The organism is Streptomyces sp. DvalAA-14 (genome assembly GCF_900091855.1).
In the GTDB taxonomy this organism is placed as follows: domain Bacteria; phylum Actinomycetota; class Actinomycetes; order Streptomycetales; family Streptomycetaceae; genus Actinacidiphila.
Window position 1 is genome coordinate 1 of sequence record NZ_FMCH01000528.1, and the last position, 12,209, is coordinate 12,209.

Annotated in this window: 9 protein-coding genes and 2 pseudogenes; 2 read left to right on the forward strand and 9 right to left on the reverse strand. The window is 74.2% G+C overall.

Translation table 11 applies throughout. From position 1 onward, the window contains the following. On the forward strand, positions 1-696 hold a 696-nt coding region (locus tag GA0115240_RS28425; protein WP_107407225.1), incomplete at its 5' end, for an SDR family oxidoreductase. A 339-nt stretch (positions 697-1,035) separates the two neighbouring features. On the opposite strand, the gene GA0115240_RS28430 is transcribed toward GA0115240_RS28425, so the two are convergent. Together GA0115240_RS28430 and GA0115240_RS28435 are read right to left on the reverse strand one after the other, a co-directional pair. Then, positions 1,036-1,902, reverse strand: coding sequence for an oxidoreductase (locus tag GA0115240_RS28430; protein WP_093741041.1), 867 nt, complete (start codon positions 1,900-1,902; stop codon positions 1,036-1,038). A gap of 273 nt (positions 1,903-2,175) precedes the next feature. After that, positions 2,176-2,676: a DUF1003 domain-containing protein gene (locus GA0115240_RS28435; protein WP_176725195.1), complete on the reverse strand. Its 501-nt coding sequence runs from the start codon at positions 2,674-2,676 to the stop codon at positions 2,176-2,178. Between the two features lie 351 nt (positions 2,677-3,027). On the opposite strand from GA0115240_RS28435, the gene GA0115240_RS28440 reads away from it, so the two are divergent. Continuing rightward, the gene (locus GA0115240_RS28440) at positions 3,028-4,965 is read left to right on the forward strand and encodes a helix-turn-helix domain-containing protein (protein ID WP_093741055.1); all 1,938 of its coding nucleotides are present in this window, start codon (positions 3,028-3,030) and stop codon (positions 4,963-4,965) included. An 80-nt stretch (positions 4,966-5,045) separates the two neighbouring features. On the opposite strand, the pseudogene GA0115240_RS28445 reads toward GA0115240_RS28440, so the two are convergent. The 7 genes and pseudogenes from GA0115240_RS28445 to GA0115240_RS28480 form a co-directional block, all read right to left on the reverse strand. After that, positions 5,046-6,134, reverse strand: a pseudogene (locus tag GA0115240_RS28445) (branched-chain amino acid ABC transporter permease). After that, positions 6,131-7,018: a branched-chain amino acid ABC transporter permease gene (locus GA0115240_RS28450; protein ID WP_093741044.1), complete on the reverse strand. Its 888-nt coding sequence runs from the start codon at positions 7,016-7,018 to the stop codon at positions 6,131-6,133. Before GA0115240_RS28450 ends, GA0115240_RS28445 begins: the two are co-directional and overlap by 4 nt. Further along, a complete protein-coding gene (locus GA0115240_RS28455) occupies positions 7,018-7,833 on the reverse strand; it encodes an ABC transporter ATP-binding protein (protein WP_093741046.1) in 816 nt (271 codons plus the stop codon). The genes GA0115240_RS28450 and GA0115240_RS28455 overlap by 1 nt, the downstream gene beginning before the upstream one ends. Next, complete coding sequence (locus GA0115240_RS28460) at positions 7,830-8,573, reverse strand: ABC transporter ATP-binding protein (protein WP_218087446.1); 744 nt, start codon at positions 8,571-8,573, stop codon at positions 7,830-7,832. The genes GA0115240_RS28455 and GA0115240_RS28460 overlap by 4 nt, the downstream gene beginning before the upstream one ends. 2 nt (positions 8,574-8,575) lie before the next feature. Beyond that, on the reverse strand, positions 8,576-9,808 hold the full coding sequence (locus tag GA0115240_RS28465) for a substrate-binding domain-containing protein (protein WP_093741049.1): 1,233 nt from the start codon (positions 9,806-9,808) through the stop codon (positions 8,576-8,578). Positions 9,809-10,531: 723 nt separating this feature from the next. Then, positions 10,532-11,431 (reverse strand): alpha/beta fold hydrolase, encoded by a 900-nt coding sequence (locus GA0115240_RS28475; protein WP_093741053.1) that lies wholly within the window; start codon positions 11,429-11,431, stop codon positions 10,532-10,534. A gap of 181 nt (positions 11,432-11,612) precedes the next feature. Beyond that, a pseudogene (locus GA0115240_RS28480) lies at positions 11,613-12,209 on the reverse strand (glycoside hydrolase family 9 protein); the annotation flags it as partial.

Genomic DNA, 12,209 nt, shown 5'->3' on the forward strand with positions numbered 1-12,209 from the left:
ATCGGCCGGGCCTGCGCGGTGGCCCTGGCCCGGGCCGGGGCGGCCGTCTACGTGGTGGACCGCGCCGCGGACGCCGCCCGGCAGGTCGCGGCCGAGATCGGGGGCACCTGCCTGGTCGTGGACCTGTCCGACGCCGACGCGGTGGACGCGCTGCCCGCCGACGCCGACATCGTGGTCAACAACGCCGGACTGCAGCATGTCGCGCCCCTGCACGAGTTCCCGCCCGAGCGCTTCGTGCTCATCCAGAAGGTGATGGTCGAGGCACCGTTCCGGATCCTGCGGCGCACGCTGCCGCACATGTACGCCGGCGGCTGGGGCCGCGTCGTCAACATCTCCTCGGTGCACGGCCTGCGGGCCAGCCCCTACAAGTCCGCCTACGTCACGGCCAAGCACGCCCTGGAAGGACTCAGCAAGGCCGTCGCCCTCGAAGGCGCCGAACACGGGGTGACCAGCAACTGCATCAGCCCCGGCTATGTGCGCACCCCGCTGGTCGAGGACCAGATCGCCGACCAGGCGCTGACCCACGGCATCCCGGAGTCGGAGGTCGTCCGGCGGATCATGCTGGACCGGACCGCGATCAAGCGCCTCATCGAGCCCGCCGAGGTGGCCGCCGCGGCCCTGTGGTTCTGCGGCCCGGACACCGGCTACCTCACCGGCGCCTCCCTCCCGCTGGACGGCGGCTGGACGGCCCACTAGGCCGTGTCTGACAAATCCCGCCTGCCCCGCGACGCCTGGCACGCGCGCTCGCTGCGTTGTCGGAGTCGTCCGAGTAGCCCACTACGAGGACACCCTCCCCCAGCTATCGCTGGGAGGTGCCCCCACCGCCTTGCGATCGCACGCACCAGACGCCGCGGGGCCCCGCCCTGCGGGCGGACGGCGCTATTTGTCAGACACGGCCTAGGACCTCGGGTCGCCGGGCCCTCGGTCCGCGCCGGCCGGCCAGGATCTCGGTCCGCGCGGGCCGACCAGGTCCTCGGTCCGCGCGGGCCGGCCCCGGGCCGAGGTCCGGCACCGCGGGCGCCGGCCGGCGCGGAACTACACGCCGATGGCGTCCAGTTCCGCGACCGCTTCGTCCGGCAGCACCAGATCCGCCGCGGCGACGTTCTCCCGCAGATGCGCCACCGACGAGGTGCCCGGGATGAGGACGGAGGTGGCCGAGCGCTGCAGCAGCCAGGCCAGCGCCACCTGCTGGGTCGAAGCGCCGACGCGGGCGGCCACATCGGTGAGCACGTCGGACTGGAGCGGGCTGAAGCCGCCCAGCGGGAAGAAGGAGGCGAAGGCGATGTTCTCGGCCTCGCACCGGTCCACCAGGGCGTCGTCCTGCCGGTTGGCGAGGTTGTAGAGGTTCTGCACGCTCACCACCGGCGCGATGGCCTGCGCCTCGGTGAGCTGGGCGTCCGAGACCCCGCTGAGGCCGAGATGCCGGATCAGACCCTGCTGCCGCAGTTCGGCGAGGGCGGTGAACGGCTCGGCCAGCGACTCGTCATTGGTGCCTCCGGTCGAGCCGACCCGCAGATTGACCAGCGAGAGGGCTTCGAGACCGAGCCGCCGGAGGTTGTCGTGGACGGCGGATTTCAGGGCCTCGGGCTCCAGCGAGGGCAGCCAGCTGCCGTCCGGACCGCGCTGCACGCCGACCTTGGTGACGAGGTGCAGGCCGGCCGGATAGGGGTGGAGCGCCTCCTTGATCAGCTCGTTGACGACGGCGGGTCCGTAGTAGTCACTCGTGTCGATGTTGGTGACACCCATGTCCACCGCCGCGCGCAGCACCGCCAGCGCCTGGCCGCGGTCCTTGGGCGGCCCGAAGACCTTGGGTCCGGCCAGTTGCATGGCGCCGTAGCCCATGCGGCTGATGGTGAGGCCGTCGGCGAGTGTCAGGGTCCCGCCGGGAGCGCTGTGAGCCATTTCTTCGAGCCTTTCCTTGCCTCGGGGAGCTTCTCGGAGCCTGCTGCCGGGCTGCGCGGGGGACAGCGGCGGGCGGCCCCGGCGCCGCTGCCGGGCCCGCGCGCCCGGCCACGGTCCGGCACTATCCCCACCCTGCGGCATGACCGGTTTCCGGTGGCCGCGCCCCGCCGATCCCGGCGCATCGGCCCTGCCTCATCGGCTTCCGCGGCCCCCGGGCACCGCAATCCCCACCCGCTGCTTGGCCGCGGGCGGTGCCCCAAGGCCGTTCGGCCTTCAGGAATGGGTGCGCGGCAGGCCGGCGCCGCCGGCACTCAGCCGGATCCGGCTGTCGTCGATGGCGTCCTGGACATGGCGTTCGATCCGCTCCGGGTCCAGACCGAGTGCCTTGCCTATGTGCACCGACCACACCTCGGCCCGCAGATTGGTCTCGAAGTCCAGATCCGCCCGGACGTTCTCCCGGGTCGACTGCCGGTTCTGGCTGACCATCACAAAGGTGGACAGGAAGATCGCCTCCAGGCTCACGATCATGGTCAGCAGGCCGAACGGATAGCGGTCGAAGACCGCCCGCGGGCCGAGCAGCCCCTCGTTCACCGCGATCCAGCCGGCGAACCAGACCGCGTGCAGATAGACGAAGGCCATGGTGCCCGCGAAGGCGGTGATCGCGTCCGCGACCCGGTCCTGCGTGGTCTGCATTCGCGCGAGCACGACGCGTTCGTGCCGGAGGCGGACGAAGGGGTGGTGCGGGAGGGGGCGGTCGTCGGAGGGGAGAGTCATGTTGCACATAGTGCCTTGGGGTGGGGTGGCTCCGGAGCGGTGTCCTCAAGCGCCGGACGGGCTGGATGGGTGGTGGGCCGGGGCGGTTCGGGGTTTGTCCTCAAGCGCCGGACGGGCTGATGGGGTGGTGGGCCGGGGCGGTCCGGGGTTTGTCCTCAAGCGCCGGACGGGCCGAATCGTGGTGGTGTCCGGGGCGGTGCGCGGGTGGGTTCGGCTCGGTAGGGTCGGCGGGCGCGGAGGCCGCCGACCCGTCGAAGCGCGGGGCGCCGGACCGCGGCGCAGCCCCTGTCCCCGGCGGGCGCCGGAGCGCCGGCGCCCGCCCGGATTCCGATCTCCCGCACGGTGGCCATGATGACCGATTCCCCGCCCCCCATAGCCCCCTACCTGCGACGACTGCTCGAACTCATCGCCGAGGACGCGCCCGCCGAGGAGTACGGGGCGGTCGCCGCCCAGGCCAGGAGCCGGGGCGCGAGCCCCGCCGACCTCGCCGAACTGGAGCAGGCCGCCGGGACCGCCCTGCGGGTGCGCCGGACCCTGCGCCAGCACCGCCGCCGGGAGACCGAACTCGCCGCGCTCTTCGACACTGCCGGGGACCTGGCGGCGCTGCGCGACCTGGACGCCGTACTGCAGTCGATCGTGCGCCGGGCCAGGTCCCTGCTCGGCACCGATACCGCGTACCTGACGCTGCGCGACGACGAGGCGGGCGACACCTACATGCGGGTCACCGACGGCTCGGTGTCGCCCCTCTTCCAGACGCTGCGGCTCAGTTACGGCGACGGTCTCGGCGGCCTGGTCGCGCTGACCGCCCGCCCGTACGCCACCCCCGACTACCGCAGCGACGACCGCTTCCGGCACACCGGCTCGATCGACGAGGGGGTGCTCGACGAGGGGCTGGTCGGCATCCTCGGCGTGCCGCTGCTGCTGGGCACCCGCGGGAGAGCGGACGCCGACGGGGACGTGATCGGCGTGCTCTTCGCCGCCGACCGCACCCCGCGGCCCTTCTCCCCGGACGAGGTGGCGCTGCTGTGCTCGCTGGCCGCGCACGCCGCCATCGCCATCGACAGTGCCAAGGCGATCACCGACCTCGCCGAGGCGGGCGCGGTCATCCGGGAGCACGCCGCCGCGATGCAGCGCGCCGAGGAGGCCCACGACCGGCTCACCGATCTGGTGCTGCGCGGCGGCGACCTGTCGGAGGTGGCCGCCGCGGTCGCCGGGCTGCTCGACGGCGCGATCACCATCCACGACCCCGAGGGCCGCACGCTGGCCGCCGTCGGCCGCCGCGGCGAGGCATTCGACGGGCCGGTCCCGGCCGTCGTCCCGCTGGTCGAGTCGGCCGCCGATTCGCATGCCGCGGCCCGCGCGGTCCTGCGCGACGGCCGCTGGACCTGCGCGGTGCTGGCCGGGCAGGAGCTGCTGGGCAGCCTGGTGCTGTACGGGCGGGGCCGGCTCGACGACCCCGACCGGCGGCTGTTCGAAAGGGCCGGGGTGGTGACCGCGCTCCTGCTGCTGCTCAGCCGCTCGGTGGCGGAGACCGAGAACCGGGTGCGCGGCGAGCTGATCACCGACCTGCTCACCGCGCCGGGCCGCGACCCGGCCGGGCTGGTGGTGCGCGGCCGGCGCCTGGGGGTGGATCTGGGCCGGCCGTGCCTGGTGCTGGTCGCCGAGGCCGCCGACCGGCAGCGGTCGGGCCACGACAAACTGTCCCGGGCGGCGGGACAGTATCTGTTCGGCAGCGACGGCATCAGCGGCGAGCAGCACGGCACCGTGGTGCTGCTGCTGCCGTACGACGGGACGCTGCCCGGCCGGGCCGCCCGGGCGGCGGTCGCCCAGCTCGGCCACCTGGTCGGCGGCCCGGTCACGGTGGCGGCCGGCGGACCGGCGTCCGGCCCCGAGGCCATCGCCGACGCGCACGCCGAGGCATTGCGCTGCCTGCGGGCGCTGCGGGCGCTCGGCCGGACCGGTGACGGCGCCAGCGCGGTGGAACTCGGCTTTCTCGGCGTGCTGCTGGGCAACGAGCGGGATGTGGGCTCCTTCGTCACCGCCACCTTGGGCCCGCTGCTCGACTACGACGCCCGGCGCGGCACCGAACTCGTCCGCACCTTGGGCGCCTACTTCGCCTGCGGCGGCACCCTGACCCGCACCAAGGACGAGCTGCATCTGCACGTGAACACGGTGGTGCAGCGCCTGGACCGGATCCAGGCGCTGCTGGGCGCGGGATGGAACGACCCGGAGCGCGCGCTGGAACTCCAGCTCGCGCTGCGGCTGCACCTGCTGGCCGGCGACCGGTAGACGCCCGGCCCGGGCCGGCTCGGTGCGCGCCGTATCGGCGGCCGCGTCGGCCGCCGCGCCGAATGGGGCCCGCGCCGGCCTCAGCCCGCGCGCCGCACCGCCCTCAGCCGGTCCGGCAGCCGTACGATCCCGCCGGGCAGGACGTAGACCACCACCACGAACAGCGTGCCGAGCAGGAACAGCGGCTGGGACAGCGGCACCCGCAGTGCCGCCGGCAGACCCGCGACCGTACCGGAGCCGGCCAGGTCGCCGAGCCGCTGGTCGGCCCAGGTGTAGAGCACCCCGCCGATCAGCGGGCCCCAGCGGGAGCCGGAGCCGCCGAGGACCACCATCACCAGCAGGGACAGCGTGAAGTCGGAGGTGGTGGTCTGCGGGGTGGCGCCGCCGGTCAGCAGCAGGTGGACGACGCCGCCGGCCGCGGCCAGCGTGCCGGCCAGCACGAACGCCGTCAGCTTGAAGCCGTAGGGCCGCAGGCCCAGGACTTCCACCCGGCGCTCGTTCTCCTTGATGCCCTCCCAGACCCGGCCGGTGGGGGAACGCACCGCCCAGTGCACGACGGCGAGGGTCACCACCAGATAGGCCAGCGCGATCCAGTAGAGGTTGACGGTGTTGCCGATGCCCGCCAGCGAGGCGGGCAGCCGGTCGGCCGGGATCGCCCGCCCCTCCTCGCCGCCGGTGAAACCGCCCGGATCACGCTCCACCAGGACCGAACCGGCCTGGGCGAAGGCCAGCGTGACCATCGAGAAGGCGATCCCGCCGACCCGCAGCGCGACCGAACCCAGCAGGGCGCTGAGCGCGATCCCGAACCCGATCCCCAGCGCCGCGGACACGGCGAACGGCAGCCCGGCCTCGATCATCAAGGTGTTGGTGGCGTAGCTGCCGGCCGCGAGTACAGGGCGTGTCCGAAGGACAGCAGTCCGGTACGGCCCAGCAGCAGGTCGTAGCCGGTGGCCAGGGCGCCGAACACCAGGCACAGCGCCAGCAGTTGCAGGCTGCCCGCGGATCCGATCGGCCCGTCCAGCAGGCCCGGCAGCGGCAGCGAGCTGTACGGCGCCGCGAGCATGGCCAGCAGCACGGCGGCCGGCCGACCAGCGCAGGATCCGCGGACCGGTACCGGCCGGGGGAGCGCTCTCCCGGGCGGACTCGCGAACGTCGGTGGCGGCGGTCATGCGAGCCTCCCGGTGAGACCGCGCGGCTTGAGCAGCAGCAACGCGGCCAGCAGCACGACCACGGCGAGGTCGCCGAGTCCCGACGCGGTGTAGTAGTTGGCGAACTGCTGCACCAGGCCGACGCCGACACCCGCCAGCGCCGCGCCCGTCACCGAGCCCATGCCGCCCATCACCACCACCACGAAGGCGAAGATCAGCAGCGAGGTGCCCTGCTGCGGGTCGACCGATCCGTAGTACAGCCCGCCCAGCGCGCCACCGAGCGCCGCGGCGGCGCCGCCGATCGCGAACACCAGGGTGAACGCCCGCCGTACGTCGATGCCGAGCGCGGTGACCATCGACCGGTCCTCCACCCCGGCCCGCACCACCAGGCCGTGCCGGGTGCGGCCGAGGAACAGCCGCAGCGCCAGCAGCACCGCGGCCGCGGCGGCGATCAGCACCAGCCGGTTCACCGGGATGCGGGCGCCCAGCAGCCCGAAGGTGCCGGACAGTGCCTTCGGGCCGGGGAACTGCCGGGCGTCGGCGCCCCAGATCGCCGACAGCAGCGCCGGTACCGCCAGGCCCACCCCGACGGTGGCCAGCACCTGTTCGCGCGGCCGCTCGTACAGCGGCCGGATCAGGGCCAGTTCGAGCACGATCGCGGCCAGCGTGCCGACCGCGGTACCGAAGGCCACCGCCAGCACGAAGCCGAATCCGCCGGCGCCCGCGCCCGGCAGATGGCCGCAGGCGGCCCACCAGGTGGCGTAGGCGCCCACCGAGAGCAGGGCGCCGTGGGCGAAGTTGAGCACGTCCATCAGACCGAAGATCAGCGAAAGGCCGGAGGCCACCAGGAAGTACAGGGCGCCCAGGCCCAGTCCGGTGACGGCGAGCAGGACCACGGTGGGCATCAGCCGGCCGCCTCTCCCGCGGCCGGAACGGCCCGCGGCGGTCCGCCCGGGGAACGCGACGGCACAGTACTTCCTCCCAACGGCTCGGCGGATGAGGGCAGATGCCGGGCGACGCCCAGCAGCCGACGGGACGCCTCGGCGTCGGCCAGCAGTTCAGCGGCCGGGCCGCTGTGGGCGGTCCGCCCGTCGGCCAGCACCACGCAGGGCCCGGCCAGCCGGCGCACCAGCGCCAGATTCTGTTCGACCAGCAGCACCGGCACCGCCTGCGCCGCCCGCTCCAGCACCCGGGCCACCTCGGTGACCACCCGGGGTGCCAGGCCCTTGGTGGGCTCGTCGGCGATGATCAGCCGGTTGCCGTTCAGCAGGGTGCGGCCGATGGCCACCATCTGCTGCTGCCCGCCGGACAAGGTCCCCGCCAACTGGCCCGCGCGGGCCTTCAGTTCCGGGAACAGTTCGTGCACCAGCCGGTAGGCCGGCTCGCCGGCGCCCGGCCGCTCGGCCAGCCGCAGATTCTCCGCCACCGTCAGCCCGGCGAAGATCCCCCGGTCCTCCGGCGCGTAGCCGATACCGCGCCGCACCAGCGTGTGCGTGGCCAGCCGTACCGTCTCCAGGCCGGCGAACCGCACACTGCCCGAGCGCGGTACCAGGCCCAGTACCGCGCGGACCGTCGTCGTCTTGCCGGCGCCGTTGCGGCCCAGCAGCGCGGTCACGCCGCCGTCCGCCACGTCGAGGTCCACCCCGTGCAGGATGTGCCGGCCGCCGATGACGACCCGCAAGTCCCGTACCGCCAGCAGCGGTTCACCGGTCGCGGTCACAACGCCTCCCCGAGGTAGGCCTGCTGCACGGTGCGGTCCGCCATGACCGCCCGCGGGGTGTCCAGGGCGAGCAGCGTGCCGTGGTGCATCACCGCCAGCCGGTCGGCCAGGCCCAGCAGGACATCCATGTGGTGCTCGACCATCAGCACCGTGCGTCCCTCGTCGCGGTGCAGCGACCGGATCAGCGCGGTCAGGGCGGGCACCTCCTCGGCGCTCACCCCGGCCATCGGTTCGTCCAGCAGCATCAGCCGCGGCTCGCCGACCAGCAGCACCGCCAGTTCCAGCTTCCGCTTCTCGCCGTGCGACAGCGCGCCCGCCACCACGCCGGCCCGGCCGGCCAGACCGGTGCGCTCCAGGACCCGGCCGACCCGGTCGGTGTACGGCCGCGCCCGCCGCCAGATCCGGTACGAGCCGCCGTCCGCCGCCTGCGCGGCCAGCCGCACATGGCCGGCGACCGTCATGGCCGGCCACAGGCTGGAGGTCTGGAAGGTGCGGCCGAGGCCGCGGCGGGCCCTGGCCGGCACGCCCTCGGCGGTGATGTCCGTCCCGTCCAGCCCGATCGAGCCCCGGGTGGCCGGCACCAGGCCGCTGATCAGGTTGAACAGCGAGGTCTTGCCGGCTCCGTTGGGACCGATGAAGGCCAGGAACTCGCCCTCGTCCACCGCCAGGGAGACATCCTCGACGATCGTCGCGCCGCCGACCGTCCACCCCAGATCCCGCAGCCGCAGTACGGGCGCCACCGTCAGCCCGCCATCTTCTGCTGCGGCGGCGCCACCGCGTCCTTCGGCAGCCGGGAGATCACCTCGGGCCGGGCCGCCGGGCCGGCGCCGGTGAGCTTCGCGGTGAACATCGGCTGCAGCAGTGCGTGGTCGGCGGCCCGGATCTGCTCCACGCCCTTCGGGCCCTGGAACGTCCAGCCCTCCAGGGCCTTGGCCATCGCGGTGGCGTCGGTGGCGCTGCCGGCCTCGACGGCGTGCACGATCATCTGCGCCGCGGTGAAGCCGTCCGGGCTGAACAGGTCCGGCGTGCCGCCCGCCTTGGTGATGCCGTCCAGCATCGCCTGCTCGACCGGGGTGCCGGCCGCGCCGGGAAAGTAGTGGGCCAGGAAGGAGATCCTGGCACCCGCCGCGCCGAACAGCGGGTACGAGGCGGTACCCGCCAGCCCCGTGACCACCTTCGTCGAGGCCACCACGCCCTGCTGCGCCAGCGCCGTCCACAGGGCCGGCGCGCTCGCCCCGGCCCAGGCCACGAACACCAGGTCCGGTTTCCTCGCCTTCACCGACCGGGCGAACGGCGTCAGGTCGCTCGCGCTGGGCGCCGCCAGCACCGCGTCGACCCGCGCGCCCTGCCCGCCCAGCACCTGCTTGACCGCGGCCACGTTCGCCTGCCCGAAGGCCGAGTCCTGGGTGAGGACGGTGACCTTCTTGCCCCGGGAGTCGCCGAGCAGCGAACCGGCGGCCAGGATGTCCTGGTACGACTGCCGGCCGGAGCGGAAGGTGTACGCGTTCGCGCCGGTCAGCGCGTCGGTGGCGGCCGGGCCCGGGACGTAGAGCACCTTGTTCTGGGCAGCCAGCGGGGCGAGTTGGAGGGCCACCCCGGAATCGGTGGTGCCCGCGATGATGTGCGTGCCCTTGCCGATCAGCGACTTGGCCTCGGCGACCGCCTTCGCCGGGTCGCCCGTGTCGTCCTGCACGGTGACCGCGATCCGGTGGCCGCCGGCCTCGCCGGTCCGGTGGGTGGCATACGCCAGGCCGGCGTTGAAGCCGTCGATGTACTGCTTGCCGTACGCGGCCAGCGGGCCGCTGCGCGAGTACACCAGGCCGACCTTCACCGGGGCCGACGCTCCGCTGTCCGACGACGAACTCCCGGCCGTGCCCGCCTTGCTGCACCCGGTCAGCAGGAGGCCGGTGGTCAGCAGCGCCAGCGCGGTGACGGTACTGCTTCTGAAGGTGCTCGATGAGCTGCTGCGACGCATGCTACGGCTCCCGGAGAGGTGGACGGTTGGGCACACCGTAGAAGCGCCCCGGTGCCGCGGACATGTGGGCGGCACACGCACTCCCGGGCCGGCCCATGTCGTCGGGGACCATGGCGGGCGAGGCGCCCGTTTCGGAGCGTGGCCGCCGCGCGGCGTGCCCCCTGCCGGAGCAGCTCGGCGGAGACGCGGGCGCCGAGGATGGCCGGGTCGTTGCTGCTCTCCCCCGAGATGCGGGCGTGGACGAACTTCGAGCCGTCCCGGGAGAAGACCACGCCCCTCAGGCTGAGCTGTCCGTCGGGCTCGGTGGACCAGGAGGATGCGGTCCTCGGCGTCGGTGAGCAGGACCGAGGCGGCGGTCGGGCGACCGGGGGCCAGCCCCTCGGGGCTCGACGCGGGAAACTGGGTCGCCAGGACGGCCCACACGCGCTTCCCCCACGGCAGGGGCTTCCCGCCCCAGTGCGCGCTGAGGGCCTCGACCAGCAGCATCCCTCGCCCTCCGGCGTCGTAGGGGCCGGGTTGTCGGCACACGACCGGCACCTCGGACCTCGGGCACCGTGACCTGGGTCGGGGCGAGCCGGTGTTTGCCGACCGCAGTGAGGCACGGCCCAGGCGCCTCAGTCCTGGCGTGCGGGACATCCCGGGGCCCGGCCCGGAACGCGGCGAGTCGGGGGACGCGGGGCTCAGGCCCGCCGACCGGGGGCCCGCGCCGCGGTGGAGGCGAGGTCAGCCGCGGGTCGGGGTTCGGCGGACCGCGTCGGCCAGATGAGCGGCGACCGTGCGGGCGCCGGACGCGCCGAGCAGCACCGAGTAGTGGTTGACATCCGGCACGAAGTGGAGGGCCACGCCCGCGGCTGCCAGGCCGCTCGCCTCGATCACTTCGGGCGCGTACAGCCCGACCGGCTCGTTGCCCAGGCCCCGCTCGGCCCACAACAGGCGGGTGGGGACGGCCGGTTGGTGGATGGCGGCGAAGACCTCGGGATTGCGCAGCTCGTCCTCGGCGTCCTCGCGGATCGCCTCGGCGCGGCACGCCGACCTCAAGGACGGCTCCTGGCCGCTGAGATCGCGGTCCAGATACGCCGCCACCACCGGGCCGCCGAGCTGGTGGAAAGCGGGGTGGGCGGCCCAGAAGGAGTGGTAGGCGGCCCGGTCGGCGAACTCCCGGTCGAGTTTGGCCATCGCCGGGCCGATCACTGCGCGCAGCACCGCGTCGATGTCGGTCTCCGGTGGCACCGGGAAGCCCAGCCCGCCGTCCACCAGCACGAGTTCCGTCCAGCGCTCCGGGTCGAGGCGGGCCGCCACGCAGCCCACGAAGCCGCCCATCGAGTGCCCGGCCAGCACCGCCTGCCCGATCCCGCAATGGTCCAGCACGGCCAGCAGATCGGCGGCGTGCCGGGCCATGCTCGTCGGGCCGGCGACATCCCGGCTCCGTCCCCGGCCGCGCAGATCCGGCGCGATCAGTTCGATGTCGGCGCCGAGCGCCTCGGCGACCTCGGCCCAGGCGAGCCCGTTGGAGGCGATGCCGTGCACGCCCAGCACCACCCCGGCGCCCGGCGTCCCGGGCCAGCGGCGCACCGCCAGCCGGCCGCCCGCCACCTCGACACCGAGGTCCTCGTACTCCCGCATCCGCGCCCCGCAATCCGCCGCCCGCGCCGTCCGGTACGGCGAACAGGATAGGGACGCCGCCGGGCCCCGGTCATGGGTGCGGCCGACATGAAACCGTCGGCGGGGGTGTGGGTGCCGGGCCCGCCGGCCGAGCCCGGGGGAGCGGCTTCACGGGGCCGCCCGCGATCAGCGCGCCGCGGCGTCAGCGGGCCGTGGCCACGGCCAACAGGAACCAGCCGGTGTGCGGGATCCACTGTTCGGCCCACCGCCAGTCGTCGCCCTCGGGCGCGTCGGAGGGCAGGAAGGCGATGTCCTCCTCGTCCGTCCAGCCGGAGGTGACGCCGTTGACGATCCCGCCGGGCAGATTGGGGAAGTCGGTGGCGTAGTCGACGTTGTTGCGGCCGCGGCCCTGGAGCATCGAGGCGTCGAACGGGTTGCGGCCGGTGATCCAGGCCAGCTGGTCGTCCGCGAAGGCCAGCAGCCGCTCCCGGTCCGGGCCGGTGACCGTGTCCAGTCGGGCGCAGGCGACCGCCGCCGCGGCCAGCGAGGCGATTCCGGCGTTCTCGCCCTGCCACCAGTAGCCCGTCTCGTTGGCGTGCGGGAAGAAGAACGCGTCCCGGTCGGTGCCGCCGGCCGGCCGCACCCGCTGCCGGGGGTAGCCGAACGGATTGGGCACCGAGCCGGTACGGGCCAGTGTGTCCAGCATCGCCTCGACGGCGAGGTCGGCCGCCACCGCGGCCTCCGGCTCGTCCGGCAGCACCTCGGCGAAGCGCACCAGCGCCAGCACCGGCAGGCCGCT